This window comes from Vibrio gallaecicus (assembly GCF_024347495.1).
GTDB classification, from domain to species: Bacteria; Pseudomonadota; Gammaproteobacteria; order Enterobacterales; family Vibrionaceae; genus Vibrio; species Vibrio gallaecicus.
The window spans coordinates 1,009,723-1,036,220 of the sequence record NZ_AP025491.1 but is presented as its reverse complement, the minus strand read 5'-3'; the positions used below and the strand labels follow the sequence as shown (position 1 = coordinate 1,036,220).

The following is a 26,498-nucleotide window of genomic DNA, read 5'->3' as shown; positions in this document are numbered from 1 at the left end:
CATCCTTGAGGCTATTTAGGTGCTAGAGAGCTCGAATCGTAGTTATTTCATCGCTAGAAATGCCTAGAGATTCAAGGAATTTTTGGTGCTCTAGTGGTTCAAGTTCTTCAAATTTCTGGTGCCACTTGACCATATCAGTTTCAGTAAAACCTGCAGCAACCATGATTTCTACCCAACGTTCTTTATTCACAATGTTTTCCTCTAATAGACTTGGTTCTTGAAGCAACATGACAACAGCTTCCTGCTGTCTTCGTAAGTTTTGGATTTATCTTTCCAGTTCATTGAAGTGGTCTTTCAATATTTTGGCTTGAGACTCTCCATCTCGGTTGAGCAACGAGCGAATACTAGAAACTGACAGTCCATACGAACGATAAGAGATGATCGCTTCTAAGCGTTTAATCTCTTTTTCGCCATACCAACGATACCCATTTTCAGAGCGGTAAGCTGGTATCAATAGTTCTTCTTTTTCGTAGTACAAAATAGTGGTATGTGAAACACCGAACTGATTTGCGATTTGAGTGACAGTTAGCATATATGCTCCATTGTTTAACCGAATGTGCATCTTGAACCCTTGCCTGATAGACGGGTCAACAATTTAAATGTACATTTCTTTGGTGTGGCACGATATGCATAACAAAGCATTTAAGAGTGATTCGCAACGCTTGCCGTTTTCGCTTCGCTCAAAGTATAGGCAATCGCCGCTCACACCTTAATGCGGCGTTATGACCCTTTCGTTACTAAAAATGTTGGAACATCTCATCAATTACAGAATTGCAAGATTTTTTCTTTGTATTTTAGTATATTAGCAATATTTTAAATTTCACAACGTTATTAGGATTTAGATTTGATTCCTGCTTTTGAACAATCTGGTGTACTTCCTCCATTTGTAGGTGATAGTCCTGCAAGGCGAGCGAACCAAGCACCATATGCAGTGTCGTTAGCTGACTTTGTTAAGCATTTTTCTACAAGCCCTGAGCGAATAAAAATTCTAATCGGTTTCTTGGAGTATCGTATCGCTCTTAAATCGATTGGTATTGTCGATGGTTTTCAGTGGATTGATGGTAGTTTTGTCGAGAATGTTGAATTAACGCGTGGGGAGCGCCTAATGATGTTGATTTGGTTACATTTGCCGAGCGTCCCGTAGGTATGGATGAGCAAGCATGGCGAACCTTCTTCTTTTTGAATCAAGATATGTTTAGCACTCCGAAATTGAAAAAAAAGTACAAGTGTGACGCATTCTATGTAGATCTTGGTAAGTCATCTAAACTGTTAGTAGCGGATACAGCTTATTGGTTTGGTCTATTCTCTCATCAAAGAGATACATACCTTTGGAAAGGTATGTTGAAAATTGAACTGGTAGATGATGAGCAAGCGCTTTTAGCTTCATTAGTTAAAAAAGGAGGTAACAATGCCTCGTAAATTACGATTAAACAGTTTAACTGCTGATAAATATGCGGTTGAACAATTACTTCATCAATCAGTCGAGTACGGAGATTTTGTTGGTGAATTTCAATATAAAGAACGTTTAAACGAAATAATTGCAGAGATTGAGGAGCTAGGCTCTAATATTTCTACAAATGCTAGTGTTGCTCTATTTTTTGGTGGTGAGCCTGTTTTAGGTTCTCATGGTATTTCTGCGAGTTTTGCAGGGAGTGCGCTTGAAAAATTTCAAAAGTTAATTAATAAAACATTTGCTAATAAAGAAAGCGGCACATTAGGAGAAAGAGGTAAGGTTCCTTTAAAAAGAAACTCTAATTTAATGGTTACTCAAGTCGTTAAGGGATCTTTTGGCTTTGTACTTGACGAAGTTACGGATCAAATAGAAATTACAGAGACGGCGCTAAAGAACACAGTGGATGATGTATTAGAAATGATTAATACATCAGCTCAGAATGATGAAATGTTATTTGAAGAATTAGTTAATAATCTTGATAAGCGTGTACTTCAGTCATTAAAAGAGTTTTTTGAGGTTTTAGATAAAGCGAAATCAACGATAAGAGTTGTAGGTGATGAAAAAGAATATTGCCTTGATAGTCGCCTTATTCATAGAGCTCGAAAAAGAGTTGAATCAACGGACATAGTAGAAAATGACGAAGAGATAACACTCATTTTATCTGGCTTCTTACCAGAGCACTGTAAGTTTGAAGCCAAATTGGAAAATGGAGATTCTATTTATGGAACAGTTACAAAGTTCGCGGCAAAACAATTTGTTCATGACTATTACGGTGCGAAGTTAGATGTGTTGATCCAACGGAAAGTGATTAAACCATTAAACGGTCAAGAACGAGAACTAATTAAAATTAAGGAGTTCAGAGCTGGGTCATAACAAACGCTTCAAGAGGGATTCGTAAACGCGTGCCATTTTCGCTTCGCTGCAATTCTGGCACGCGTTCACTCACCCCTTAAGCGGGCGTTAGTTTGCAATAGTAGAAAAGCGTTTGTAGTCAAAGAGCCTAGTTTGGTTTCTATGCTTTACACCTGTTCGTTTTCCGAAAGTTGTGCAACCAAATCATCAGTGCGCGTAGGGTGTTTTTCGGCTCTTTGAGTTCAACGTTATTCATTTCTCCGCATCAGTAACTTTGGTCACTTAGCGCATCTCGCGCTGCTTCTTTTTCTTGGTGGTTAATCCGCATAATAGTAGCTTTGTCGCACTTTGTTGTCAGGTTAGTCGAATGAATCCTTTATCAGCTAAAACGCTTTAAACTGTGGCTGTTTATCGCATGTCGCTTCTTAGCCAAGTACATTTTGTTGGTTGAGTTTGAGTTCCGTAGTTTTCAGTTTTACATTGTCGGTCAAAGCCAGTAGTTTTGTAACCAATTCAGCACCTTGGCACTAAACTTTGGCTGCATCATGTAAGCAAACTAACAAAGCGTTTAAGACAGATTCCCAACGCTTGGCATTTTCAGTTTGGGTCAGCTTTAGTGTCTAAGGTGGCAAGGTTTTAGGTAGGGTGGTGGCGTTGCTCACTACTTAACGCGGCGTTAGCCGTCAAAGTAAATAAATAGGAAAGGAGTCCTAAATTGAAAGTTGCATTAGTCACGGGTGGTTCAAAAGGTATCGGCTTACATACAGTTCTTAGGCTCGTGAAGGATGGGTATAAAGTTATTACATGCTCGCGTTCGAAGGATGCTTGGAACAATGTAATTGAACAGTATCCGGATTTAAAAACTGTTGATCATCAATTAGTTGATATTGCTGATGAACAACAATTAGAGGGTTTGTTTACTCACATTACAAAGTTTTACGGAAAGTTGAATGTAGCAGTAAATAACGCGTCTCCGGCTCTTGTTTCTCGTGGTTATTTACCTGAAGTAGATGTAACGCTTCTCAAAGAAACGCTTCATGTGGATTTTTTGTGCCAAGCCTTGTGCTTGAGGTCTGAACTGAAATTAATGGAAGCAGGTGCATCGATAGTAAATGTAAGTTCCGTTAATGGTATTAGACCGACACCCAACGCATCAATGTATAGTGCTGCTAAACACGCACTTGAAGGGCTAACTAAGTCAGTTGCCTTAGAAAGCATTAAATCGGATATTCGAATTAATGCGGTTGCTCCTGGTGTTACTTGGACACCACGATGGGAAGAAAGGAAACTTGAAAACTCTGATATCCGTACTGAGGTTTCAGAAGTCGTACCCATCAATCGTTTTGGAGAAGTCGATGAAATTGTCAATGCTATTGAGTTTTTGTTATCTGACAAAGCCAGTTATATCGTTGGTCACACTTTGGTGGTTGATGGTGGGCTTTCGTTGGCATGATCGGCTAACAAGCAATTTAAGCAGACTGTCAACGCTCTGCATTTTTAACTCGGTTTAGCTTCAGTGATTTCGGTGGTAAATTTGAATGTATTGGTAGCGTTGTCAGCTACTTAATTGGGCGTTATGGCGCACTGAGGCTTTGAAGTCAGTCGCAGCATTTCAATCATCATTCTCGATAAATTTTGATAAAGTCTTAGAATTCAAACTAGCGTACGCTTAGTGAGGCGAAGATGGAAAAAGCAGAATTCATTCAAAAACACCTAATTGAGAAGGGTGTCCCCGCAGATTTAACTAAGCCAACAGCGTTTATTTGGTCTAGATATAAAGACCCTTCCCAAAAGCCTCTAGTTTTTCAATCTCCTGCAAAAATACTCATAACACATGGCTTGTTTATGGGGCTATTATGGGGAGCGTTAATGTGGGTATTTTTTTGGCATTCAGAGCCAAATAATTGGGTAACATATCTTGTCTCAGCATCTCTATTTGGCGTTTGTATGGGACTTATCAACGTATTTCGCACCATTAAGGCTCGAAAGCTTTTGGGCGAAACAAACTGGGAAACTTGGTGTCAGCAACATTATAAGTAAAGCGCCATAACAAAGCGTTTAAGACAGATTCCCAACGCTCGGCATTTTCAGTTAAAGTCAGTTTTGGTGTTTACGGTGCAATGGTTTAGGTTAGGTGGCAGGCGTTGCTCACTACTTAACGCGGCGTTAGGGCAAAGGAGGTCAAGTGGATATAAAACTACCGAGTTGTTTGTTGGTTTTAGCTATGATGAGTGGATGTAGTGATAATGTTTGCCAATCAGATCCAACTACAGAGTTTAATGTGGCTCTTGAAAGCTTAATTAAGGCTAGAGATGAGTCGCTTTCACTCCAGCTCATTCAAAACGGCTTAGATGTAAATTATCAAAACAACTGTGGTGCAAGTTTGTTACATATATCCACGATTGTGGGTAATGAGCCATTGGTAATGTTGTTATTATCAAAATCTGCAAACCCTAATGTTTTAAATTGGCAGGGTGAATCACCAGTTTATATGGCTGCTCAATGGGCTGAGGACGACATACTAATTAAGTTATTACAAGCAGGCGCAACTCCTAATTTAGTTGCTGGAGATGCAGCGTTTAGTCCTTTAATGATTGCTGTGTTTAATGAAAATATAAGTACGGTCGAAATCTTAATAGCACATGGGGCAAACACTGATTTTGTTAATGAGAATGGTTTATCAGCTTCTTCTATAGCAAGAGAAAATGGTTACGAAGAAATATTATCGGCTCTTGAAACGAAAGTGCCCTAACAAGCAATTTAAGCAGACTGTCAACGCTTGGCATTTTCAACTCGGTTTAGCTTCAGTGATTAAGGTGGTAAATTTGAGTGTATTGGTAGCGTTGTCAGCTACTTAATTGGGCGTTATAAGCCAGTAGTTAGCTCCACTGGCTTTAAGCATATTAAACTAGGGCTGCTAGGTCGATTTCGCACCCAGCACCTTTCATTTCACGAGCTAATGATAGTTTCCACGCCTCATTCTCATCGAATGGAACGTATACCACTCCGCTAAAGTCATTTGGTAGCTCTATGTTACCTTTCACGATGGCTGTAACCTTGCTTCGTCCCAGCTTAGCGATGAAATATCCATGTTCAAACACGACATTCTGCCTAGCTCGGAACATAGGTGTTCTTTCACTGGCTTTCGCACCTCTATCACAAGGAGTGTACAGTACGATAGCAAAGCAGACTTGGTCAGCGTAACGTTCAATTTTTTCGATGATCGTTTGGCTGCCACTAACTTGTTCATGCAAGATAATTGGCTCTAAGCCTACTTGGGAAATAAATCTAGCTACCTTTTCTTTAGTTAGCTCATCGTGACCATGAACTATGAATACTTTCTTTTTCATCGGAGGTGTTGACCAATTAAATACTTGCGCTTGTGCTGGTTCAGTGATCGAATTTTGCGGTTGCGGTTGCGGTTGCGGTTGCGGTTGCGGTTGCGGTTGCGGTTGCGGTTGCGGTTGCGGTTGCGGTGTGGTTCCTTGGAGTCTCGCAATAATTTCTAAGCACTCTTGTTTCAAAGTATCATTGGTATTGCCAGTGTATGAGTAAGAATTATCTTTCTCAAAGTCATCCTGTTCCATGACTGCAGTGAGAAATTTCGCAATGACATCGTTGCTTTCTAGTTGCCACAAGGCTCTTACTCTGTTTGCTTTTGAACCAGACCCAAAGTTGTACTTTTCGTCATAGATCTCGATGCTTAAGTGCTCCGCAACGAATAGCTCTAGAGAGTTATTGGAAAAATTACTAAAGTACCCGCTCTCCATGCCGAAGTAGCGTTCTAATTTCTTCTTTTCTAGTGTGGTTAAATCAGCCATGTAACAAACCAAGTAATATGCGATAAACATGAGTATGTTACCATAAGCAATTGGTTTATAGCGACAAATGGCTTATAACAAACTGTTTAAGAGGGATTCGCAACGCGTGGCATTTTCACTATGCGTTGGTTTTGGTGTTTAAGGTGGTATGCGGCGGCATCGGTATTGCGTTGCTCACCCCTTAACAGGGCGTTATGGCGCATCGTCGACTTTTCATCCTCAAGGAGAGATAAGTGGAACATTTCATAAGTGCAATCAAGCAGTACGCAATCTTTAAAGGTCGAGCCAGACGAAAAGAGTTTTGGTATTTCTATTTAATCAGTTTAGTTATTAGTTTAGCTCTCGCTTTCTTAGATAACCAAATGGGTACTTTTAACCCAGAACTGGGTGGCGGTCTTCTTGGTGGAGTGTATGGAATATTCATTTTTTTGCCTTCGCTTTCACTAACGGTTCGCAGAATTCACGATACTAGCCATAGTGGTTATTGGGCTTTTATCTTATTAATTCCAATCATTGGTGTCCTAGCAATTTTGTTCTTCGCCTTAATGGATAGTAAACCTGGCTCTAATGAATATGGAATCAGTCCTAAAGAACCTGCACCATAACAAGCAATTTAAGCAGACTGTCAACGCTTGGCATTTTCAACTCGGTTTAGCTTCAGTGATTTAGGTGGTAGGTTTAAGTGTATTTGGTAGCGTTGTCAGCTACTTAATTGGGCGTTAGTTTGCAAAAGTAGAAAAGCGTTTTGGTCAAAAAGCCTAGTCTGGTTTCTGTGCTTTACACCTGTTCGTTTTCCGAAAGTTGTGCAACCAAATCTCATCGCGCGTAGGGTGTTTTTCGGCTCTTTGAGTTCAACGTTATTCATTTCTTCGCATCAGTAACTTTGGTCGCTTAGTGCGTCTCGCGCTGTTTCTTTTTCTTGGTGAGTTTGTCGCAGAAAGGTCGGTTCGTTGAACTTGGTTGTCAGGTTGGTCGAATGAATCCTTTGTCAGCTAAAGTACTTCAAACTGTTGCTGTTTATCGCATGTCGCTTCTTAGCCAAGTGCGTTTTGTTGGTTGGGTTAGAGTTCTGTAGTTTTCAATTTTACATTGTCGTTCAAAGCCAGTAGTTTTGTAACCAATTCAGCACCTTGGCGCTAAACTTTGGCTGCATCATGTAAGCAAACTAACAAAGCGTTTAAGACAGATTCCCAACGCTCGGCATTTTCAGTTCAAGTCAGTTTTGGTGTTTACGGTGACAAGGTTTTAGGTAGGGTGGTGGCGTTGCTCACTACTTAACGCGGCGTTAGGCGCTACGGTGGAATATTATGATGAGTCAAAAATTTTTAAATTCTACTCGCCAAGTTCAAGAACGATGGTGGCGTATGAAATTTCATCAGAAATTTGGAAAACAATTGAAAGCATTGTTCTTGTGGCGGTTACATCGAAAGCTAAACAAAGAGTTTCAGTTTAGAGATAAAGTGATTAACAACACAATTCAAACAGTTGTTGAGCAGATGGAAAAGATCAATTCCGAATATTTCCCTGCATCTAAACAGTTCTTCAACCTTAGTCTTTATTTTCTACTTGCCGAAAGGGACATCCAAGCCTTGAAAGCAGATGCTTTTGCGCATCCGAACGAAACGAAAAGAGGTATAGCTTTGCGTACTCTGCTCTTGACCATATATGAATGGGATATGACAAAGGTGACGGGCAAGAAAATGGGCTTTATTTTTGAGTGCACAGGTTTATCTGATGAATCAAAAAAAGAAGTGTCAGGTGCATTAAAGGAATTACGTAAAGCTCATAAAGTAACTATCCAACAGTTTCGTGAAGTTAGGCTTAATACTATTGCTCATAGAGATGCAGATGCGTTGAATCAGTACGAAATTATCTCAAAATTGGATATTAGAGACTTTTCAAGTCCAATAACAAATTTCTACAGTGCATCCGATAAGTTATTGAAATCGTTAGTCAAGGCAACGATGGAAATTGGCACTCATCGCAGTCTATTCAACCAAATAATGCACCCTAAAAAACGCGCCTAACAAACAATTTAAGAGTGATTCGGCACGCGTGGCATTTTTACTATGCGTTGGTTTTAGTGATTAAGGTGGTATGCGGTAGCATCGGTATTGCGTGCCTCACACCTTAATTGGGCGTTATGTGAATCAAATGGATTTGAGTATATGAAGAAGTTATTAGCTATATTTGTGGCAATTTTGTGCCTGATTTCAGTTGGTACTCAAGCCAATGATCACAAATTGAAAAAGGCATACGAAAATCAACAAAGTGATCTTCAAGTTCAAGGCTCAGGTACTGTAATTCGTTTATTACCCGATGATAATGATGGAAGTCGACATCAAAAGTTCATCCTAAGACTGGATAGTAAGCAAACCTTACTTGTCGCTCATAATATCGATCTCGCACCTAGGATTCCTAACCTAAGAGTCGGCGATCGAGTCCAATTTTACGGTGAGTATGAATGGAATAAAAAGGGCGGTGTAATGCATTGGACACACCACGATCCTAATAATAGACACCCGCATGGTTGGTTAAAGCACAACGGTAAAAAATACGAGTAAAAATTCACATAACAAGCAATTTAAGCAGACTGCCAACGCTTGGCATTTTCAACTCGGTTTAGCTTTTGTGATTACGGTGATAAATTTGAGAGTATTGGTAGCGTTGTCAGCTACTTAATTGGGCGTTAGGTACACAGGGGGTGTGCTAATTACAATGGGGAATGATTGTGAAGACTTATAGCCCTTATAAAGGAGCTTTTATTGGGTGTGTATTGATGCTAGCGTTAATAATTATTACGTTAGTGTATGTGAATGGGGTTCTGGCGACTGCGCTGTATTATAAGGCAGAATTCCCTTTAAGGGCTTATCTTTATCTGTCGATTGTTGATATTGTACTAATTACGTTGGTAATGTTTCGAATCAAAAATGCAGTGTACGCTTTAGGGTTAAACGTAATTCTTCAATTTGTTTTTCCCTTTGGTTATGGTTTTTCAACGTTAATGTTGTCTTTCTTTACTGATTTTCTGCCCGAATTTATTGGGTTTTTCATGTCATTAAAAAACAATTGGCTAGACGTACTTCTTGCAGGTCTTTTATTATTTGATTCTAAGGGCGGTGGAGAGCTTTGTAGGACTATATTAAATACCTTACCAAGTATCAAAATACAAATGGGGAGCCCTTGCAATTTCAGAAGTGTTACTCGTGGTGCTAATTTTAATGTCCGACTTTCTTGTGTTCTTCTTCATAAAATCAAAACGATTATGACTCATCAAGCTATACCTAACAAAGCTCTTAAATTGACCTCCTACGCATGGCATTTTTGCTTCGGAAAGTGTAGCTATATGTCATCAGTAGCTGTATTAAAATTAATAAAGAAGGCATTTTAAATGAATAAGAAATTTAAAAACACAGGTAATGAATCTGGTGAAATTACAGTTCAAGTATCTGAAACTAAAGTTAGTTTCCATATAGAGCCAGGAGCTGAATTTAATGTCGAGACTAATGAAAGCTCAGATATCGTATTTTCCAGTTCGAATATGGGCTTTAATCTAGTCATAGAATCAGTCTAGTTAAAGCTTCATTGGCTACGGTAAAAATTACCTAACAAGCAATTTAAGCAGACTGTCAACGCTTGGCATTTTCAACTCAGTTTAGCTTCAGTGATTTCGGTGGTAAGTTTGAGTTTATTGGTAGCGTTGTCAGCTACTTAATTGGGCGTTAGCTTTTTTGGAGTTTTAATGAAAAATTGTAGTTTAAATTTATTCAAAGACAATGTTGAAGTGTTGATCGATCACGTCTCCGAAAATGAATGGATTAAAGACATACCGGTGTTGAACAATGTATTTAACATGCTTTCACTTGCTACTTCTATCAGAGACGAATTATTTGCTAATAAGCTGAAACAGTTTTTTATTAACTTGAAAGATGTAAGCGAACGAGATTACGATAAAATTAAAAAATTCTCACATAGTCGTAATGCTAATGAGGTGTCGGAAAAAATTATAAGTGTCCTTGATAAAGTTACTGATAATAAGAAACCAACGATTATAGCTAACTTATTTATTGGGTATGTTGAAGGTTTTATGACGTTCGAAGATTTCAATATTGCAATGGAAGTTGTTGATAAGTCTTATACTGTCGATCTGGAAAACTTTCTATTGTGTGGCTTTGACATTGTTAATTTTACACTCAGTGATCTGATCTCTAGCAAAGTCTATAACATGGCTTTTACTCCACTATTGGCTAGGACAGAAAATCAAAATAGAACTCATATCGAAAGTTACAGCATTTCAAATCTCGGGCTTGTGTTTTTTGATGCTTATAATCATGGGGTAAATATCAGAAACAAAAGCTAACAAAGCGTTTAAGACGGATTCTCAACGCTTGGCATTTTCGGTTTGATTCAGCTTTAGTGTCTACGGCACAATGGTTTAGGTAAGGTGGTAGCGTTGCTCACCACTTAACGCGGCGTTATGTTTTTACGAGGTACAGTTGTGAAACTATGGATTCCTTTTCTACTATTGGTAAACGCCAATGTGTACGCGTCAGATAGTATTTATTTACACTGTAAGGGGGAAGTATTTGATACTGCTTTAAATCAAGAAGTCAAAAAAGTTAATAATGACTTTTTGATAAATAAGAAAGACAAATATGTTCAACAAATCATTACAGGCTTAACTGAAGAGCAAACAAAAGATTTGAGGCATCCTTATGAGGTAACGAAGACTCAATATGTTACTAGTGACGGCTTTTTATCTATAAATCGTCACACGCTCGAATATGAAGTTGATGGTGTTATGGGGATAAGAATTAGAGGCGTGTGTAAAGTGTTAGCGCCTGAGATTTAGTTCAAAACATAACAAAGCATTTAAGAGTGATTCCCAACGCTTGGCATTTTCAATTCAAGGTTGTGTTTCGTGTTTACGGCGCAATGGTTTAGGTTTGGTGGCAGCGTTGCTCACACCTTAATGCTGCGTTAGTTTGCAAAAGTAGAAAAGCGTTTTGGTCAAAGAGCCTAGTCTGGTTTCTATGCTTTACACCTGTTCGTTTTTCGAAAGTTGTGCAACCAAATCTCATCGCGCGTAGGTTGTCTTTCGGCTCTTTGAGTGTAGCGTTATTCATTTCTTCGCATCAGTAACTTTGGTCGCTTAGTGCGTCTCGCGCTGTTTCTTTTTCTTGGTGAGTCTGTCGCAGAAAGGTCGGTTCGTTGAACTTGGTTGTCAGGTTGGTCGAATGGATCCTTTGTCAGCCAAAGTACTTCAAACTGTGGTTGTGCAGCGCATGTCGCTTCTTAGCCAAGTGCGTTTTGTTGTCTGGGTTAGAGTTCTGTAGTTTTCAGTTTTACATTGGCGTTCAAAGCCAGTAGTTTTGTTACCAATTCAGCACCTTGGCGCTAAACTTTGGCTGCATCATGTAAGCAAACTAACAAAGCGTTTAAGACAGATTCCCAACGCTCGGCATTTTTAGTTCAAGTCAGTTTTGGTGTTTACGGTGCAATGGTTTAGGGTAGGTGGCAGGCGTTGCTCACTACTTAACGCGGCGTTATAACTACGTGGCATTTTTGAACTCCCTCGAAGTAAATTCTTACTGTTTTGCTTAGTAAACTAGTTGCTTTTAGCCTATTGGTTTTACAATGCCAATTAGGAGTGGATATGTTCAAGTGCCCAAACTGCGCAGAGCCCTTGACTGTGAGGGATAAGTTAAAATTCATCCCTGGCAAACTAATAAAATGCAAAAAGTGTTCTCATGAGTTAAAGCTGTTCAAGGTCTATTATTATGCTACCTTTTTTGTTGCAGCTTCGGGTAGTTCCCTTTTCGTCAATCAATTCGGACTTAACGAGTTAAATGCAGCAGGATTAACGTTTGCGTGTTGTTTTTTGTGGTTTATATGTCAACCAATTAGGAAAGCGTAGTTATAACAAAGCGTTTAAGACAGATTCCCAACGCTCGGCACTTTTGGTTCAAGTCAGTTTTGGTGTTTACGGTGCAATGGTTTAGGTTCGGTGGCTGGCGTTGCTCACTACTTAACGCGGCGTTAGCCCTTACAATAGGATTTAAAATTGTTTGAATTTCATATAAAAAGAACGAAGTTTTTGCTGGTATTACAGGGAATAGCTTTAATCGGGGTTTCGTTGATCTCATTTGCTGTACTTTCCCAAATGTCTCAGTTTCCTTTTTCGGATTTACTACTTGTATTATTACCTATTTTGTTGATTGCTAGCCTTAATATTGCCAGTTTTTACGGTCTTTTTAAGAAGCAGTTATGGTCACTTAAATTGATCATAGGACTTTATTTTATACAACTAATAGGCATTGAAACACCTGATTTCTCATTTGCACTGTCTACGGGAGTCAAACTCCCGATAAGCGTTACATTCAACGAATTGACCGTAACGTTAAATATACTAGCTGCTTTAGTTCTTTGGGTTTCTTATTCAAGCCTCAAGTCGTTAAAACAGGGCTAACAAGCAATTTAAGCTGACAGCCAACACGTGGCATTTTCAGTTCCAAATGGTTTGGGTGTAATCGGTGCGTTGCTTTAGGTTCAGGTTTGCGTTGGTCTGCAACTTAATTGGGCGTTAGTTTGCAAAAGTAGAAAAGCGTTTATGGTCAAAGAGCCTAGTCCTGTTTCTATGCTTTACACCTGCTCGTTTGCTAATCTCACGAACTTTCCGGTGGCACTATATTGGAAGAGTTTGTGGCAGGTTAGTCGCTTACTGGTTCTAACGGTTTCGTAATGGTTCTTTTGTACGGCTTCTCTTTCTTGGAGGCTAAGTCATTCACAAATGGCTTCGTCGCACTTGGTTACTAGGCTCATCGAATGAATCCTTTGTCAGCTAAAACGCTTCAAACTGTGGTTGTGCAGCGCATGTCGCTTCTTAGCCAAGTGCGTTTTGTTGGTTGGGTTTGAGTTCTGTAGTTTTCAGATTTACATTGGCATCCCAAGCCAGTAGTTTTGTAACTAATTCAGCACCTTGGCACTAAACTTTGGCTACATCATGTAAGCAAACTAACAAAGCGTTTAAGACAGATTCCCAACGCTTGGCATTTTCAGTTTGGGTCAGTTTTAGTGTTTACGGTGCAATGGTTTAGGTTAGGTGGCAGGCGTTGCTCACTACTTAACGCGGCGTTATGTACTTTTAGGGAAAATCAGAAACTTATGGATGAAAATACTGAAATTTGGCGCCAGTACTACGAAAAGGCATTGTCTCGCCCACATTCAAAACGTACTGAGTTTGCATCCAGACTCAATGAATCAAACCTTAAAATAGCCACTGACTGTGGTTGTGGAACAGGTAGTGATATCGAGTACCTAGAACAACAGGGTTATCAGGTTCATGGCTTCGATATTAATCCTGATTCAGTCTCTATTTGTAGAGACCGGTTTGGGGCAAAGTCATTAGTGGAAATTACAGAGTCGTCGTTTGAATCATTCGACTATCCAAAGTCTGGCGTAGTTATTGCAAATTCCAGTTGTTCTTCGCTGAGCCAAACCAATTTGAATCGACTTGGAGCAATATTAAATCTTCAATTGAAATCGGTGGAGTGTTTGCTGGTGACTTCATGGGCTTTGAAGACAGTTGGGCTAACAACTATCGTACTCCAACCACACCTTTATCGGAATCAGAGGTAAAGGCTCTGTTCTCAGGTTTTGAAATAGTCAGGTTCTTTGAACGTGATGAAAAATCGAAGACTTCATTGGGTAGAATGAAGCATTGGCATACATATTCCGTGGTCGCGGTGAAACGTACATAACAAAGCGTTTAAGACAGATTCCCAACGCTTGGCATTTTCAGTTTGGGTCAGCTTTAGTGTTTAAGGTGGCAAGGTTTTAGGTAGGGTGACAGGCGTTGCTCACTACTTAACGCGGCGTTAGTTTGCAAAAGTAGAAAAGCGTTTGTAGTCAAAGAGCCTAGTCAGGCTTCTGTGCTTTACACCTGTTCGTTTTCCGAAAGTTGTGCAACCAAATCATCAGTGCGCGTAGGGTGCTTTTCGGCTCTTTGAGTTCAACGTTATTCATTTCTCCGCATCAGTAACTTTGGTTGCCTAGTGCATCCCGCGCGGCTTCTTTTTCTTGGTGATTAACTCGCAAAGTAGTGGCTTTGTCGTACTTGGTTGTCAGGTTGGTCGAATGAATCCTTTATCAGCTAAAACGCTTCAAACTGTGGTTGTTTATCGCATGTCGCTTCTTAGTCAAGTGCATTTTGTTGGTTGGGTTTGAGTTCCGTAGTTTTCAATTTTACATTGGTGTTCAAAGCCAGTAGTTTTGTAACCAATTCAGCATCTTGGCGCTAAACTTTGGCTGCATCGTGCTGGCAAACTAACAAACAATTTAAGAGTGATTCGGCACGCATGGCTTTTTTACTATGCGTTGGTTTAAGTGATTAAGGTTGTATGCGGTGGCATCGGTATTGCGTGCCTCACACCTTAATTGGGCGTTATAAATACATGGAGTCACCAATGAAAAAAGTACTATTCGTATTGTTTTTTATATGTGCAGCAACCGTGGTAAAAGGAAATCAAATGAAATCGATTCCTGGAAAAGCAATAACAGCAGCCCAACTAGAAGAGATGTTCGAAAATATTAGACATAATACTAATTGGGAGTTATCCAAGCCGATGCTTTGGGGGTACTTTTTTACCCATAATGAACCGACAAAGTTAGATGAGGTATCATCAAAGTTGGAGCGGCAAGGTTATACAATAGTTGGGATATTTCAGGCTGACAAAGAAAGTCAAATTGACGAAGATATTTTCTTTTTGCATGTGGAGAAAGTAGAAACTCACGATGTTAGTTCATTAGATAAACGTAATGATGAGCTGTACTTATTTGCTAGCCAAGAAAATATTGATAGTTATGACGGCATGGATATTGGTCCGGTGAAATAGTATTTATAACAAAGCGTTTAAGGCAGATTCGCAACGCTCGGCATTTTCAGTTTAAGTCGAATTTTGTGTTTACGGCGCAATGGTTTGGGTTAGGTGGTGGCGTCGCTCACTACTTAACGCAGCGTTATGTCTCTTGGTGCTAGTGAACTTCTACTGAGATTAGTAGCTTAGGTGCTAATCTCAAAACCACTCCTTATTTCTAGCTATCTTTAGTGGAAGTTTAGCCAAGTAGTGTTGAACCTGTGAATGACTTCATGTAACCAATAGCTTGGGTTAATGAGTTGTCGGTGGTGTTGCTTATTTGTGGTATGTATGATTCTTATGTTTTCTATTAATCGGTAACTGGTTTACCTTAGTTAGGCTCGAAATGAAAAAATTACTATTAACTCTTAGTCTTGCGTTGTGCAGTATTACGGCATCTGCCGTTGAATTAGTTGAAGTTAAAGCTTTAAATGGCAAAGTGTCAATTAATGCACCTAAAGATTTTGGTCCTATGCCAGATGATATTTTAGAGTTTAAATACCCGTCAACTAGAAGGCCTACAGAAGTTCTTAGTGATGAAACGGGAGGTGTAACACTTGTGTTTAACCATACAAATAACTCAATGGCTCCCTCTGACGTTAAAAATGCCCATGTGGCAATATCGAAGATATTCCATAATATGTACCCTTCAGCGACTTGGATTAGGGATGAAGTTATTGTCCAGAATAATCAGACATTTATGGTTCTAGAATTAATTACACCAGCCATTGATACAGAGATACATAATATAATGTATGGAACGTCAGTTGATGGTAGGTTTTTGTTGACTGCCTTTAATACGACGGTTGAACAATCAGAGCAATGGTTACCAATCGGAAAGAAAATAATGGCTTCTTTATCTATTTCTGAGTAGACATAACAAGCAATTTAAGCAGACTGTCAACGCTTGGCATTTTCAGTTCGGTTTAGCTTCAGTGATTTAGGTGGTAGTTTTGAGCGTATTGGTAGCGTTGTCAGCTACTTAATTGGGCGTTACATAGCAGGAGCTATCAATGAGAAATATTGAAGAAGTTGTGAGGGATATCGACAGTTTTTTCCCAGTGAATGACGAATGGGAGGCTCTAGACGAGTTAGTCGAAGAAGCTTGTGATTTTAATGATATTCAAGTCGTTAAAAGTTTGCTGTTTGTTTTGGAGCGCAATCCTGAGCATGACGGTTACGGTACTTTTTGGTCGATAGTTCACGCTCTAGAGAATATTGGGAACTATGAGAAAGAGCTTGTAAAATCTGTCCTAAACAAACCTCACGAAATGAGCTTGTTGATGCTCAATAGACTGCTAAATAGCAATGTTGATTTAATCGACGGTAAACCTATTGTTGAAATTTTTAGGGAAGTATCTGACAACTCAAAATTTACAAAAGGTCATAGAGAAACCGCAAAACATTACTTATCTCGGCATGCTATGTAACAAACTGTTTAAGAGTGATTCGCAACGCGTGGCATTTTTACTATGCGTTGTTTTTAGTGTTTAAGGTGGTATGCGGTAGCATCGGTGTTGCGTTGCTCACACCTTAACAGGGCGTTATAAGGCTTATTTAAACTTGGGAGGGTTGGTATGTTGAATAGAGAAAATACTGGACTTATCGTCGTTGATATTCAAGGTAAACTCGCTCGTTTAGTTTATGAAAGTGAAGCTTTAATTTCTAATTGCCAGAAACTCATTAAAGGCGCTCAGGCTCTAGAATTACCGATTATTACTCTCGAACAAAATCCTGATAAATTAGACTCTACAGTCGAAGAACTCAATACAGCCCTTAATCACGAGCCTATAACTAAGTTTTCGTTTAACGGATGTGAATCTTCAGAATTCTTGAGTTCAATTAAAAGCCAAAAAGTAGATACCTGGCTAATTTGCGGAATAGAAGCGCATATTTGTGTTTATCAAACAGCAAAAGGTTTGCTCGAACTGGGTTACAAAGTGGAGCTTGTCAGTGATTGTGTTTCATCTCGAACTTATTTAAATAAACAGCTCGGCGTTAATCGTTTACAAAGTATCGGTGCAGAAATTACAGGTTTGGAAATGTGTTTGTATGAACTTGTAAAAGACTGTCGAGAGCCAGTATTCAAGAAAATTTTGGGGTTAATTCGTTAGTAAAAAGTCTTATAACAAGCAATTTAAGCAGACTGTCAACGCTTGGCATTTTCAACTCGGTTTAGCTTCAGTGGTTTCGGTGTTAAATTTGAGTGTATTGGTAGCGTTGCCAGCTACTTAATTGGGCGTTATGTACCAGAGAGAAGGTTATGAGATTTTTGAAATTATTTGTCTTGGTCTTAATTGCTGGGTGTTCGAGTTCATTAGGAAATAATGACTCATCTGAATATTTAGATCTAGAGCCGATAGAGTTTGTATCTCCGAAATACCCTAGAGCTGCAGTGGATAATAACACGTCAGGTTATGTAGTCATGACGTTTAACATCAATAAGCAAGGGTATGTGACCGATATTGTTGTAATCGAGTCCACACCAAAGGGAGTCTTTGACAAGGTAGCTGTACAAGCCTTGTCAAAATGGAAATACGAACCACTAAAAGGTGTTGAACTTATTGCTCAAAAACAAAAATTAGTTTTTAAAATCTGACACATAACAAATATTTTATATGCCACTTTGTTTCAGCATGAAAATACAAGGATTATGTATGTTTATCATTTCTTTGACTTATCAGGTGCCTCTAGAAAATGTAGATGGTTTTATTCCAGAACATGTGGATTATCTTAATGAGCAATACGCAAAAGGTTACTTCATTCTATCTGGTCGCAAAGAACCAAGAACTGGTGGTGTTATCATTTCTACTATTAGCGACCGTGGAAAGTTAAATGATGTACTAGCTCAAGACCCGTTTCATCGAGAAGGTTTAGCGAGCTATGAAGTGACAGAAATAGTGCCAACGATGTCGTCAGAAAGGTTAGAGTTCCTCCTTTAGGTTCAGGCACATAACAAGCAATTTAAGCAGACTGTCAACGCTTGGCATTCTCAACTCGGTTTAGCTTCAGTGATTTAGGTGGTAAATTTGAGTGTATTGGTGGCGTTTTCAGCTACTTAATTGGGCGTTAGTTGGCTAAAGGGATAATCAGTTATGTATAAACAAACAGAAATTAATAAAGTATTGATAGTTATTCTTTTTACGCTTAGCGCATTCATAATTACCACCTCTAATCACATAGGTAGTGCAGTAATTGCATTAGTAATTAATCTAGTAATTGGCGTATTGTTTTTTTCTATGACAATAGGGATAAATGGCAATAAAGTTTACTGGTACTTTGGATTTGGGTTTCTTCGAAAAGAGATCGAACTGTGTCATATCGTAAATATTTTACCTTATGAGACTAAGTGGTATCAGGGCATAGGAGTTCGCATGCTCAAAGATGGATGGTTGTATAACGCATCTGTGGGTAAAGCCCTGAAGTTAACATTATCTAATGGCAAAAATGTATATCTTGGTTGTAAAAATTTGGTAGCTTTTCAGCACGCATTGGAATCCACCAACTAACAAGCAATTTAAGCAGACTGCCAACGCTTGGCATTTTCAGCTTGGTTTAGCTTCAGTGATTTAGGTGGTAATTTTGAGGGTATTGGTAGCGTTGTCAGCTACTTAATTGGGCGTTAGGTATCCGAGTTTATGGATAAACAAATACTTTAAGGATAATGAGTAAAATATGAATGTTTTTTGTCGAAATTGTGGTCAGTCAATACCAGAGACTGCCAATGTATGTGGCACTTGTAATCATAAACAAGAGTTCATGTCTTCCAGAGATACGACATGTCGAAATTCAGATGGTGTGGTAGCCTTTTTTGTCTGTTTACTCTTCGGTTGGTTAGGTATTCATAGGTTTGTGTATGGAAAAATTGGCACTGGTATATTGATGTTTTTGACCGGAGGTGGCTTTGGCATTTGGTGGATTGTAGACACCATTCGGATTGGAGTTTGCAACAATTTTACTGACTCTAAAGGAAGGGCGTTGAGTCTTATTCATAGCAACTAGTGCTCGCTCGCAATATACCTAACAAGCAATTTAAGCAGACTGCCAACGCTTGGCATTTTCAACTCGGTTTAGCTTTGTGATTACGGTGATAAATTTGAGAGTATTGGTAGCGTTGTCAGCTACTTAATTGGGCGTTATGTGCTTATCAGGAAATAGGTGTAATTCATTGGATAAAATTACTTTTTTCTCGCGAATGGAACGTCAGATATTGGCAGGTCGTAAGGTTGCGACTATTCGTGATAAATCAGAAAGCCATTACTTTATTGGGCAGATTGTTGATGCTTACACTTACGAAGATAATCGAAAAATCTGTAGCCTAGAAATTCTAGGTAATGAACCAGTAGCTTTCGAACAACTTAATCGAATGCATGCTAAAGCTGAGAATTTACCATTTGTTTTTATTCTCAAATGGATCCTTCGCAAAATCTATCCAAACGAAAATGGACTGTATTTCATAACTTTTAAAGTATTAAAGTAAATGGTGAGCTTTCTACTTCACTCAACTACGCACATAACAAGCAATTTAAGCAGACTGTCAACGCTTGGCATTTTCAACTCGGTTTGGCTTCAGTGATTTAGGTGGTAAGTTTGAGTATATTGGTAGCGTTGTCAGCTACTTAATTGGGCGTTATGTTTATCAACGAAAAAGGAGGTTCGGTGAGAATCACGTTAGTTAGACATGGTAAGCCGATAGCTAGTTCAAACCCTCGGGTTACGGCTGCTGGTTTTGCAAAATGGGTTCGCGCCTATAATCGTTCACTTGTTTGCTCGGACAGTCTTCCGCCTCAAGAACTACAAGACAAATTCCACAACAGCTATACATTTTCTAGTGACCTGAATCGTTCTATCCACTCTGCGGAAATCTGTTTGGGAAAAGGAGCAGATGTAGTGTTAGGTGACTTGAGAGAGATGGACATTCCCAGGTTAAAGTTACCTTTTTCGATGAAAGTTAACAGTTGGTTAGTAATCGCAAGGTTGTGTTGGCTTGTAGGGATATCGGCTAATAGTGAACCTTACAAAGTCGGTCGTAAGCGTATTATTACAGCAGTAGACCTTATTATGGTTAAAGCCTTAGAGCATAAAGACGTTGCTATTTTTGGGCATGGTATATCGAATCGGCTTATTGCCAAAGAGTTGAGGCGACGTGGTTGGACTGTAAAATGTTCGAGCAAAGGGTTTTGGGGTCAAACGGAGCTTATAAACATAACAAGCAATTCAAGCTGATTCGCAACGCTTGGCAATTGTAGTTTGAATCAACTTTAGTGTTTACGGCGCAAAGGTCAGGTTCAGTGGTAGCGTTGCTCACAACTTAATTGGGCGTTAGTTTGCAAAAGTAGAAAAGCGTTTATAGTCAAAGAGCCTAGTCTAGTTTCTATACTTTACACCTGTTCGATTTTCGAAAGTTGTGCAACCAAATCTCATCGTGCGTAGGGTGTTTTTCGGCTCTTTGAGTTCAACGTTATTCATTTCTCCGCATCAGTAACTTTGGTTACTTAGTGAATCTCGCGTGGCTTCTTTTTCTTGGTAGTTAATCTGTTAAATAGTGGCTTTGTTGCACTTGGTTGTCAGGTTTGTCGAATGAATCCTTTGTCAGCCAAAGTACTTCAAGCTGTGGTTGTGCAGCGCATGTCGCTTCTTAGCCAAGTGCGTTTTGTTGTCTGGGTTAGAGTTCTGTAGTTTTCAATTTTACATTGTCGTTCAAAGCCAGTAGTTTTGTAACCAATTCAGCACCTTGGCGCTAAACTTTGGCTGCATCATGTAAGCAAACTAACAAAGCGTTTAAGGCAGATTCCCAACGCTCGGCATTTTCAGTTCAAGTCAGTTTTGGTGTTTGCGGTGCAATGGTTTAGGTTAGGTGGCAGGCGTTGCTCACTACTTAACGCGGCGTTATGTTTTCGCGGGAAATGGTTAATTTGGAGCTTTGATGATTGAAATTGATTACTTGGTTCAAGTAGTTAAAATTCCTGACGATTTGATAGAGGTGTCGAGGGATGCCAATGCAATTTTATATAGAACTTATAAGGTTTATGAAATTCTTGTTCAATCGAATTTATTATGGCGAGTTTGGCATGTAGATGAGTATGGAAAAGTATGGCTTGAAGTAAACTTAGTCAATGATACCGGTGAACCAGAATTTCATACGATTGCTTTAGACGAAGGTACTTATTTGAAAGTGAGTGCTGAATCTTATGAGGCTTTGGATGAACTCAAATAGTCCCAAACATAACAAGCAATTTAAGCAGACTGTCAACGCTTGGCATTCTGAATCTTAGTTAGCTTTAGTGTTTACGGCACAATGGTTTAGGTGTTGTGGTCTGCGTTGCTTACCACTTAACGCGGCGTTATGTTCTAGGGAGAAATCAAGTGGTTGAAAGGGTTACTTATGAAAGCTTGCCTCAAATAGCAGGACCTTATGTCCATGCAACAAAACACAACAAAACGCTATATATATCAGGGCTTACAGCTTACGGCACAGATGCTCAACCCCTTAATCTGATAGAGCAGACTAAAGAGGTTCTCTATCAGATTACAGAAGTTCTTAGGTTAGAAAATCGTTTGAAAAGTGATTTGGTGAAACTCACAATCTTTGTTCGTGACATATCAATGTTGGCTAGTATCCGAGAGCTACTATTTAACTTTTATGAAGGTCATTTACCAGCCTGCTCTTTGGTTGAAGTTTCCAAATTTATTCATCCGGATTTACAAGTGGAAATTGAGGCTGTCGTAGCGCTGTAAGCACGAACATAACAAGCAATTTAAGCAGACTGTCAACGCTTGGCATTTTCAACTCGGCTTAGCTTCAGTGATTTAGGTGGTAAATTTGAGTGTATTAGTAGCGTTGTCAGCTACTTAATTGGGCGTTAGGGCTTACTACAAAAAATTGCAAGGATGGCGAAATGATAAAGTTTTATCTAGTTCTTACTTTGTTAGGTATATTTCTACCGTATGGAGCATTTGTTCCTTGGCTAATTTCTAATGGATTAGATATTAGTCTTTTGTTCAATGAAGCGGCGGCAAATCCCATTAGTTTATTTGCTTGGCTCGATGTCTTGGTAGCGGCAGTTGCTTTATTAGGTTTTATCGTAGTGGACGGACAAAGACACGAAGTGAAATATCGATATGTTGCTATCTTGGGAACTTTGTCAGTCGGCGTTTCGTTTGGTCTTCCACTGTACCTTTACTTCAAAGAAAAGCAGTCCCTTCAACCGCAGCCCTAACAAGGCGTTTAAGACAGATTCCCAACGCTCGGCATTTTCAGTTCAAGTCGAGTTTTGGTGTTTACGGTGCAATGGTTTAGGTTGGGTGGTAGCGTTGCTCACTACTTAACGCGGCGTTAGGGCTCTAGGGATTTAATATGAATATTTCGACTAAGAAGTTATTTCTTAATTACTTGCAGCAGATGAGAGTTATCGTTGATAAAATTCCAGATAGTATTTTCTTAGATTCGTTGTCAGAGGGAATGTTTTCTCTGGAGTTGAATGCGCAGGTTGCTGCGAACTTTCTTTTGAGAGGGTATTGCCCCATTGTATCGGTTGACTTGGTGTCTTGCGAACTAAAAGAATCAGGTAAAGACTCTGTTTGTAAAATGCTTGAAGATGTAAAGCTTCAACTTGAATTACTACCAGAAGTGCCTGGGTTTGATGATACTAAAGTTATGGCTGAATCAGCTGGTTTCTCTCAAGTTAAACTTCCTCAAAGCCGCTTTATACTAGAGTATATAATTCCTAACTATATGTTTCATATGAGTATGGTTTATGCCATTGCAAAGAAAAATGGTGTTGCTTTAAGCAAAGGAGACTTTGATGGTTTTCACAACTATCCAGTAGGCTTTGAGTTCAAGCCCTAACAAGCAATTTAAGCAGACTGCCAACGCTTGGCATTTTTAGCTCGTTTTAGCTTCAGTGATTTCGGTGGTAAATTTGAGTGTATTGGTAGCGTTGTCAGCTACTTAATTGGGCGTTAGGCGAATAGGCAAAGTTTTAGCTAAGGAGTATAAATGTACAAAGGAAGTTGTTTATGTGGCTCAATCCAGTTGTCATTAAATGGTGGAGTTACCGATATTATTCATTGCCATTGTTCTTTGTGCCGTAAGGCTAGCGGAAGTGCCTATGCCACCAATGGTTTCATTGACGCTGAAGACTTAAAGTTAATTGATAACGATAAGACTCTTACTTTTTATGAAAGCAGTGAGGGTAAGCGTAAGTACTTTTGTCAAACTTGCGGAAGTCCAATCTATAGTTCCAATTCTCAATCTCCGAAAAGGTTTCGCCTTCGTTTAGGTATTTTGGATACCGATATATCGGAACGACCTATTTCTCATAACTTTGTTACTTCAAAGGCAAATTGGGATGACTTAGATGCTGAATTACCTCGTAGTGAAAAGCACGAAGCTGGGCGTAAGTAGGCGCTGTAAAAATCGCCTAACAAGCAATTTAAGCAGACTGCCAACGCTTGGCATTGTCAGTTTGGTTTAGCTTCAGTGATTACGGTGTTAAGTTTGAGTATATCGGTAGCGTTGTCAGCTACTTAATTGGGCGTTAGGTACACAGGGGGTGTGCAAATTACAATGGGGAATGATTGTGAAGACTTATAGCCCTTATAAAGGAGCTTTTATTGGGCGTGTATTGATGCTAGCGTTAATAATTATTACGTTAGTGTCTGTGAATGGGGGTCTGGCGGCGAAGTTCCATCATAAGGAGGGATTCCTTTCAAGTGCTTATTTTTATCTGTCGATTGTTGATATTGTACTAATTACGTTGGTAATGTTTCGAATCAGAAATGCAATGTACGCTTTAGGGTTAAACGTAACTCTTCAATTTTTTTTGCCCTTTGGTTATTCAATTGTAATGTTAACGTTTATTTTATTTACTGATTATCTGCCAGAACTTATTGGGTTTTTCATGTCATTAAAAAACAATTGCCTAGACGTACTTCTTGCAGGCCTTTTATTATTTGATTCTAAGGGCGGTGAAGAGCTTTATAGGACTATATTAAATGCCTTACCAAGTATCAAAATACAATGGGGGGAAGGTGAGCCCGTTACAATTTCAGAAGTGTTAATCGTGGTGCTAATTTTAATGTCTGACTTTCTTGTGTTCTTCTTCATAAAATCAAAACGATTATGACTCATCAAGCTATACCTAACCAAGCTCTCAAATTGACCTCCTACCCATGGCATTTTTGCTTCGGAAAGTGTAGCTATATGTCATCTGTAGCTGTATTAAAATTAATAAAGAAGGCATTTTAAATGAATAAGAAATTTAAAAATACAGGTAATGAATCTGGTGAAATTACAGTTCAAGTATTTGAAACTAAAGTTAGTTTCCATATAGAGCCAGGAGCTAAATTTAATGTCGAGACTAATGAAAGCTCAGATATCGTATTTTCCAGTTCGAATATGGACTTTAATCTAGTCATAGAATCAGTCTAATTAAAGCTTCATTGGCTACGGTAAAAATTACCTAACAAGCAATTTAAGCAGACTGCCAACGCTTGGTACTTTCAACTCGGCTTAGCTTCAGTGATTTAGGTGGTAGATTTGAGTGTCTTGGTGGCGTTGTCAGCTACTTAATTGGGCGTTAGGCAACTGTGTTAAAGACAATCAGGAAGGAACTTTAAATGAATAAGAAGTTTAAAAATACAGGTAGTGAATCAGGTGAAATTACAGTTCAAGTATCTCAAGCTAAGGTTAGTTTTTACATAGAGCCTGGAGCTGAATTTATTGTTGAGACGCATGAAAACTCAGATATCGTATTTTCGAGCTCAAATACAAACCATAATTTAGTCATAGAACCGGTCTAGCTAAGCCTTCACTGGTTGTGGTGAAAATTGCCTAACAAGCAATTTAAGCAGACTGTCAACGCTTGGCATTTTCAACTCGGTTTAGCTTCAGTGATTAAGGTGGTAAGTTTGAGTGTCTTGGTGGTGTTGTCAGCTACTTAATTGGGCGTTATGAGGGCAAGGCAACTTATCGGTATCGTTAGAGGAAGTATGAGCACAGTAGTTAAGTTTCTGATTATATACTTAGTTCCAGTAATTTCTTTTTCTGGGATTATTGGCTCATATATGTTGGTTTACGGTGATAGTGTGGATCATCCTATAATAAGCCTTGTTTTACTGTTCGTGATATCAGGATTTCTCGTTTCTTCCTATCTCAGTGTAAAGCTAGTTTCTCAATTTTCAGGTGAGAAATTAATCTATTCAGGTATCTTTTTTACAGTATTAGGTTGGCTGTTAGGGGGAGTTCCTGTAATTATTTGTCTTATGCTCTTTAAAGGTTTGTTCAACCCCTAAACGAACGATAGTGCCCACATAACAAAGCGTTTAAGACAGATTCCCAACGCTCGGCATTTTCAGTTCAAGTCAGTTTTGGTGTTTACGGTGCAATGGTTTAAGTTAGGTGGTAGGCGTTGCTCACTACTTAACGCGGCGTTATGTACTTGAGGTTTAAATTTGAATTATCTTAATGGGATAGACCTGCAAGATTCTTTTGTACTCGGGTGGTCCCTGAGTGAAACAATGTTAGTAATTAATGTTGAGTTTAGTATTTGGCCTGACTCGCCATACTACGATTTACCTAAAAAAAATGAATATACTTGCTATAAGGTTGGTCGCATAATTTTCTCCAATGTAATTCATATAACGGGTCTGTTAGAGCAAGAATTGGTTAAGTGCACGCAAGATATTGACGGTTCTATTGATTATGGAAATATCGATTATTTTGATGACAGTTGTCCAAAATTTAGGTTGGTAGGCGAATTTGGCGATGTGGTACTGGAATGCTCAGGAGTACAATTTCAAATACGTACATAACAAGCAATTTAAGCAGACTGTCAACGCTTGGCATTTTTATCTTAGTTTAGCTTCAGTGATTATGGTGGTAATTTTGAATGTATTGGTAGCGTTGTCAGCTACTTAATTGGGCGTTATGTGCTTGGAGGGAGAATGGGAATTCAGAAGGTCCTAAAATCAGATTTAGAGGCAGTAACAAGGCTTGTTTCAGAGGTCTCAGACAAGGATGTGCTTCCATTGTTTAATGCACAGGGAAAGCAAGAGTATAAGGACAGAATTTTACCAGACCTAGCGACTACTTTTGACAATGAGAAGTTTTCATCTATTAAGGCTGTATCAGGTGGGAAAGTCCTTGGTTTTGCTGCTTTGCGTGATGGGAATTATCTAACACATTTATTTGTTGCTAATTCACAGCAGGGTTCGGGTTTAGGTCGTACTTTATTGAATCATTTGCTCAACCAGACAGATGCTCGTGAGGTTAGCCTGCGTTCATCGGTGAATGCTGTTGAGTTCTACAATCGCAATGGTTTCGTAGCAACAGGTGAAGAGGCTGAGTTCAACGGAATTAGGTTCGTACCAATGTCTTTAGTACGCACATAACAAAGCATTTAAGAGTGATTCGCAACGCTTGGCAGTTTCGCTTCTCTCAAGTATAGCCAAGCG

General features: G+C 39.1%; 36 protein-coding genes and 2 pseudogenes. 36 read left to right on the top strand and 2 right to left on the bottom strand.

The genetic code is table 11. The annotated features are described in order from the left end of the window. Positions 1-22: 22 nt before the first annotated feature. Positions 23-532 (bottom strand): annotated as a pseudogene (locus OCU78_RS19470) (MerR family transcriptional regulator). A gap of 312 nt (positions 533-844) precedes the next feature. Between OCU78_RS19470 and OCU78_RS19465 the strand changes: the two are divergent. The 6 genes from OCU78_RS19465 to OCU78_RS19440 all read left to right on the top strand — a co-directional run bounded on the left by OCU78_RS19465 (position 845) and on the right by OCU78_RS19440 (position 5,057). Further along, positions 845-1,144, top strand: a complete 300-nt coding sequence (locus tag OCU78_RS19465) for a DUF6932 family protein (RefSeq protein WP_137375592.1) — start codon at positions 845-847, stop codon at positions 1,142-1,144. After that, a complete protein-coding gene (locus tag OCU78_RS19460; RefSeq protein WP_137375593.1) occupies positions 1,117-1,419 on the top strand; it encodes a DUF6932 family protein in 303 nt (100 codons plus the stop codon). The genes OCU78_RS19465 and OCU78_RS19460 overlap by 28 nt, the downstream gene beginning before the upstream one ends. Next, positions 1,409-2,326 (top strand): hypothetical protein, encoded by a 918-nt coding sequence (locus tag OCU78_RS19455; RefSeq protein WP_137375594.1) that lies wholly within the window; start codon positions 1,409-1,411, stop codon positions 2,324-2,326. The genes OCU78_RS19460 and OCU78_RS19455 overlap by 11 nt, the downstream gene beginning before the upstream one ends. Before the next feature lie 694 nt (positions 2,327-3,020). After that, complete coding sequence (locus OCU78_RS19450; RefSeq protein WP_137375595.1) at positions 3,021-3,758, top strand: SDR family NAD(P)-dependent oxidoreductase; 738 nt, start codon at positions 3,021-3,023, stop codon at positions 3,756-3,758. A 230-nt stretch (positions 3,759-3,988) separates the two neighbouring features. After that, a complete protein-coding gene (locus tag OCU78_RS19445) occupies positions 3,989-4,345 on the top strand; it encodes a DUF6404 family protein (RefSeq protein ID WP_137375596.1) in 357 nt (118 codons plus the stop codon). 145 nt (positions 4,346-4,490) lie between these two features. Then, on the top strand, positions 4,491-5,057 hold the full coding sequence (locus tag OCU78_RS19440; RefSeq protein WP_137375597.1) for an ankyrin repeat domain-containing protein: 567 nt from the start codon (positions 4,491-4,493) through the stop codon (positions 5,055-5,057). A 151-nt stretch (positions 5,058-5,208) separates the two neighbouring features. Here the strand turns inward: OCU78_RS19440 and OCU78_RS19435 are convergent, their stop codons facing one another. Continuing rightward, positions 5,209-6,156: a TIR domain-containing protein gene (locus OCU78_RS19435; RefSeq protein WP_137375598.1), complete on the bottom strand. Its 948-nt coding sequence runs from the start codon at positions 6,154-6,156 to the stop codon at positions 5,209-5,211. A gap of 203 nt (positions 6,157-6,359) precedes the next feature. On the opposite strand from OCU78_RS19435, the gene OCU78_RS19425 reads away from it, so the two are divergent. From OCU78_RS19425 to OCU78_RS19270, 30 genes and pseudogenes are all read left to right on the top strand, one after another. After that, complete coding sequence (locus OCU78_RS19425) at positions 6,360-6,731, top strand: DUF805 domain-containing protein (protein WP_137375599.1); 372 nt, start codon at positions 6,360-6,362, stop codon at positions 6,729-6,731. A 323-nt stretch (positions 6,732-7,054) separates the two neighbouring features. Continuing rightward, positions 7,055-7,201, top strand: coding sequence for a hypothetical protein (locus OCU78_RS19420; protein ID WP_167494088.1), 147 nt, complete (start codon positions 7,055-7,057; stop codon positions 7,199-7,201). Between the two features lie 232 nt (positions 7,202-7,433). Next, a complete protein-coding gene (locus tag OCU78_RS19415; protein WP_137375600.1) occupies positions 7,434-8,153 on the top strand; it encodes a hypothetical protein in 720 nt (239 codons plus the stop codon). Between the two features lie 141 nt (positions 8,154-8,294). Next, on the top strand, positions 8,295-8,690 hold the full coding sequence (locus tag OCU78_RS19405; RefSeq protein ID WP_137375601.1) for a DUF3465 domain-containing protein: 396 nt from the start codon (positions 8,295-8,297) through the stop codon (positions 8,688-8,690). A gap of 167 nt (positions 8,691-8,857) precedes the next feature. Next, complete coding sequence (locus tag OCU78_RS19400) at positions 8,858-9,517, top strand: hypothetical protein (RefSeq protein ID WP_261856041.1); 660 nt, start codon at positions 8,858-8,860, stop codon at positions 9,515-9,517. Beyond that, positions 9,518-9,700, top strand: coding sequence for a hypothetical protein (locus OCU78_RS19395; RefSeq protein ID WP_137375603.1), 183 nt, complete (start codon positions 9,518-9,520; stop codon positions 9,698-9,700). Positions 9,701-9,868: 168 nt separating this feature from the next. Next, complete coding sequence (locus OCU78_RS19390) at positions 9,869-10,486, top strand: hypothetical protein (protein WP_137375604.1); 618 nt, start codon at positions 9,869-9,871, stop codon at positions 10,484-10,486. Positions 10,487-10,624: 138 nt separating this feature from the next. Continuing rightward, positions 10,625-10,978, top strand: a complete 354-nt coding sequence (locus OCU78_RS19385) for a hypothetical protein (RefSeq protein ID WP_137375605.1) — start codon at positions 10,625-10,627, stop codon at positions 10,976-10,978. A gap of 1,212 nt (positions 10,979-12,190) precedes the next feature. Continuing rightward, positions 12,191-12,595 carry a hypothetical protein gene (locus OCU78_RS19380; protein ID WP_137375607.1) on the top strand — a complete coding sequence of 135 codons (405 nt, stop codon included), beginning with the start codon at positions 12,191-12,193 and terminating at the stop codon, positions 12,593-12,595. Between the two features lie 695 nt (positions 12,596-13,290). Next, positions 13,291-13,886: pseudogene (locus OCU78_RS19375) on the top strand (class I SAM-dependent methyltransferase). A 705-nt stretch (positions 13,887-14,591) separates the two neighbouring features. Then, positions 14,592-15,020: a ribonuclease E inhibitor RraB gene (locus OCU78_RS19365; protein WP_206383713.1), complete on the top strand. Its 429-nt coding sequence runs from the start codon at positions 14,592-14,594 to the stop codon at positions 15,018-15,020. Positions 15,021-15,387: 367 nt separating this feature from the next. Next, entirely contained in the window at positions 15,388-15,915 is a 528-nt protein-coding gene (locus OCU78_RS19360; protein ID WP_137375608.1) for a hypothetical protein, read from the top strand. A gap of 139 nt (positions 15,916-16,054) precedes the next feature. Beyond that, on the top strand, positions 16,055-16,471 hold the full coding sequence (locus OCU78_RS19355; RefSeq protein WP_137375609.1) for a hypothetical protein: 417 nt from the start codon (positions 16,055-16,057) through the stop codon (positions 16,469-16,471). A 147-nt stretch (positions 16,472-16,618) separates the two neighbouring features. Next, a complete protein-coding gene (locus tag OCU78_RS19345; RefSeq protein ID WP_137375610.1) occupies positions 16,619-17,155 on the top strand; it encodes an isochorismatase family protein in 537 nt (178 codons plus the stop codon). Positions 17,156-17,304: 149 nt separating this feature from the next. Further along, positions 17,305-17,640, top strand: a complete 336-nt coding sequence (locus OCU78_RS19340; RefSeq protein ID WP_057622072.1) for an energy transducer TonB — start codon at positions 17,305-17,307, stop codon at positions 17,638-17,640. Between the two features lie 58 nt (positions 17,641-17,698). Next, the gene (locus OCU78_RS19335; protein ID WP_057622071.1) at positions 17,699-17,983 is read left to right on the top strand and encodes a YciI family protein; all 285 of its coding nucleotides are present in this window, start codon (positions 17,699-17,701) and stop codon (positions 17,981-17,983) included. Between the two features lie 153 nt (positions 17,984-18,136). Then, a complete protein-coding gene (locus OCU78_RS19330) occupies positions 18,137-18,550 on the top strand; it encodes a hypothetical protein (protein ID WP_137375611.1) in 414 nt (137 codons plus the stop codon). A gap of 166 nt (positions 18,551-18,716) precedes the next feature. After that, entirely contained in the window at positions 18,717-19,043 is a 327-nt protein-coding gene (locus tag OCU78_RS23030) for a TM2 domain-containing protein (RefSeq protein WP_137375806.1), read from the top strand. A gap of 166 nt (positions 19,044-19,209) precedes the next feature. After that, complete coding sequence (gene yqfB, locus OCU78_RS19325) at positions 19,210-19,521, top strand: N(4)-acetylcytidine aminohydrolase (RefSeq protein ID WP_029405546.1); 312 nt, start codon at positions 19,210-19,212, stop codon at positions 19,519-19,521. Between the two features lie 179 nt (positions 19,522-19,700). Beyond that, complete coding sequence (locus OCU78_RS19320) at positions 19,701-20,267, top strand: phosphoglycerate mutase family protein (RefSeq protein WP_137375790.1); 567 nt, start codon at positions 19,701-19,703, stop codon at positions 20,265-20,267. A gap of 700 nt (positions 20,268-20,967) precedes the next feature. Further along, positions 20,968-21,258: a hypothetical protein gene (locus OCU78_RS19315; protein ID WP_137375804.1), complete on the top strand. Its 291-nt coding sequence runs from the start codon at positions 20,968-20,970 to the stop codon at positions 21,256-21,258. Positions 21,259-21,407: 149 nt separating this feature from the next. After that, positions 21,408-21,779 (top strand): RidA family protein, encoded by a 372-nt coding sequence (locus OCU78_RS19310; RefSeq protein WP_261856040.1) that lies wholly within the window; start codon positions 21,408-21,410, stop codon positions 21,777-21,779. A gap of 161 nt (positions 21,780-21,940) precedes the next feature. Beyond that, a complete protein-coding gene (locus OCU78_RS19305) occupies positions 21,941-22,261 on the top strand; it encodes a DUF2834 domain-containing protein (RefSeq protein ID WP_137375793.1) in 321 nt (106 codons plus the stop codon). A 137-nt stretch (positions 22,262-22,398) separates the two neighbouring features. Continuing rightward, complete coding sequence (locus OCU78_RS19300; protein ID WP_167494103.1) at positions 22,399-22,890, top strand: DUF1993 family protein; 492 nt, start codon at positions 22,399-22,401, stop codon at positions 22,888-22,890. 150 nt (positions 22,891-23,040) lie between these two features. Further along, positions 23,041-23,448 carry a GFA family protein gene (locus tag OCU78_RS19295; protein ID WP_261856039.1) on the top strand — a complete coding sequence of 136 codons (408 nt, stop codon included), beginning with the start codon at positions 23,041-23,043 and terminating at the stop codon, positions 23,446-23,448. Between the two features lie 175 nt (positions 23,449-23,623). Further along, positions 23,624-24,169 carry a hypothetical protein gene (locus OCU78_RS19290; RefSeq protein ID WP_137375631.1) on the top strand — a complete coding sequence of 182 codons (546 nt, stop codon included), beginning with the start codon at positions 23,624-23,626 and terminating at the stop codon, positions 24,167-24,169. A 122-nt stretch (positions 24,170-24,291) separates the two neighbouring features. Continuing rightward, positions 24,292-24,474 (top strand): hypothetical protein, encoded by a 183-nt coding sequence (locus OCU78_RS19285; protein WP_137375630.1) that lies wholly within the window; start codon positions 24,292-24,294, stop codon positions 24,472-24,474. Positions 24,475-24,662: 188 nt separating this feature from the next. Next, the gene (locus tag OCU78_RS19280) at positions 24,663-24,845 is read left to right on the top strand and encodes a hypothetical protein (RefSeq protein WP_137375629.1); all 183 of its coding nucleotides are present in this window, start codon (positions 24,663-24,665) and stop codon (positions 24,843-24,845) included. Between the two features lie 189 nt (positions 24,846-25,034). Then, positions 25,035-25,337, top strand: a complete 303-nt coding sequence (locus OCU78_RS19275) for a hypothetical protein (protein WP_137375628.1) — start codon at positions 25,035-25,037, stop codon at positions 25,335-25,337. A gap of 651 nt (positions 25,338-25,988) precedes the next feature. Then, positions 25,989-26,435, top strand: a complete 447-nt coding sequence (locus OCU78_RS19270; RefSeq protein WP_137375625.1) for a GNAT family N-acetyltransferase — start codon at positions 25,989-25,991, stop codon at positions 26,433-26,435. Positions 26,436-26,498 lie beyond the last annotated feature (63 nt).

Excerpts from the sequence above, each read along its gene's own strand:
- OCU78_RS19455 (WP_137375594.1), top strand. The coding sequence starts at position 1,409 with ATGCCTCGTAAATTACGATTAAACAGTTTAACTGCTGATAAATATGCG.
- OCU78_RS19445 (WP_137375596.1), top strand. The coding sequence starts at position 3,989 with ATGGAAAAAGCAGAATTCATTCAAAAACACCTAATTGAGAAGGGTGTC.
- OCU78_RS19435 (WP_137375598.1), bottom strand. The coding sequence starts at position 6,156 with ATGTTTATCGCATATTACTTGGTTTGTTACATGGCTGATTTAACCACA.
- OCU78_RS19415 (WP_137375600.1), top strand. The coding sequence starts at position 7,434 with ATGATGAGTCAAAAATTTTTAAATTCTACTCGCCAAGTTCAAGAACGA.
- OCU78_RS19405 (WP_137375601.1), top strand. The coding sequence starts at position 8,295 with ATGAAGAAGTTATTAGCTATATTTGTGGCAATTTTGTGCCTGATTTCA.
- OCU78_RS19395 (WP_137375603.1), top strand. The coding sequence starts at position 9,518 with ATGAATAAGAAATTTAAAAACACAGGTAATGAATCTGGTGAAATTACA.
- OCU78_RS19390 (WP_137375604.1), top strand. The coding sequence starts at position 9,869 with ATGAAAAATTGTAGTTTAAATTTATTCAAAGACAATGTTGAAGTGTTG.
- OCU78_RS19365 (WP_206383713.1), top strand. The coding sequence starts at position 14,592 with ATGAAAAAAGTACTATTCGTATTGTTTTTTATATGTGCAGCAACCGTG.
- OCU78_RS19360 (WP_137375608.1), top strand. The coding sequence starts at position 15,388 with ATGAAAAAATTACTATTAACTCTTAGTCTTGCGTTGTGCAGTATTACG.
- OCU78_RS19355 (WP_137375609.1), top strand. The coding sequence starts at position 16,055 with ATGAGAAATATTGAAGAAGTTGTGAGGGATATCGACAGTTTTTTCCCA.
- OCU78_RS19345 (WP_137375610.1), top strand. The coding sequence starts at position 16,619 with ATGTTGAATAGAGAAAATACTGGACTTATCGTCGTTGATATTCAAGGT.
- OCU78_RS19340 (WP_057622072.1), top strand. The coding sequence starts at position 17,305 with ATGAGATTTTTGAAATTATTTGTCTTGGTCTTAATTGCTGGGTGTTCG.
- OCU78_RS19335 (WP_057622071.1), top strand. The coding sequence starts at position 17,699 with ATGTTTATCATTTCTTTGACTTATCAGGTGCCTCTAGAAAATGTAGAT.
- OCU78_RS19330 (WP_137375611.1), top strand. The coding sequence starts at position 18,137 with ATGTATAAACAAACAGAAATTAATAAAGTATTGATAGTTATTCTTTTT.
- OCU78_RS23030 (WP_137375806.1), top strand. The coding sequence starts at position 18,717 with ATGAATGTTTTTTGTCGAAATTGTGGTCAGTCAATACCAGAGACTGCC.
- OCU78_RS19315 (WP_137375804.1), top strand. The coding sequence starts at position 20,968 with ATGATTGAAATTGATTACTTGGTTCAAGTAGTTAAAATTCCTGACGAT.
- OCU78_RS19305 (WP_137375793.1), top strand. The coding sequence starts at position 21,941 with ATGATAAAGTTTTATCTAGTTCTTACTTTGTTAGGTATATTTCTACCG.
- OCU78_RS19300 (WP_167494103.1), top strand. The coding sequence starts at position 22,399 with ATGAATATTTCGACTAAGAAGTTATTTCTTAATTACTTGCAGCAGATG.
- OCU78_RS19295 (WP_261856039.1), top strand. The coding sequence starts at position 23,041 with ATGTACAAAGGAAGTTGTTTATGTGGCTCAATCCAGTTGTCATTAAAT.
- OCU78_RS19285 (WP_137375630.1), top strand. The coding sequence starts at position 24,292 with ATGAATAAGAAATTTAAAAATACAGGTAATGAATCTGGTGAAATTACA.
- OCU78_RS19280 (WP_137375629.1), top strand. The coding sequence starts at position 24,663 with ATGAATAAGAAGTTTAAAAATACAGGTAGTGAATCAGGTGAAATTACA.
- OCU78_RS19275 (WP_137375628.1), top strand. The coding sequence starts at position 25,035 with ATGAGCACAGTAGTTAAGTTTCTGATTATATACTTAGTTCCAGTAATT.
- OCU78_RS19270 (WP_137375625.1), top strand. The coding sequence starts at position 25,989 with ATGGGAATTCAGAAGGTCCTAAAATCAGATTTAGAGGCAGTAACAAGG.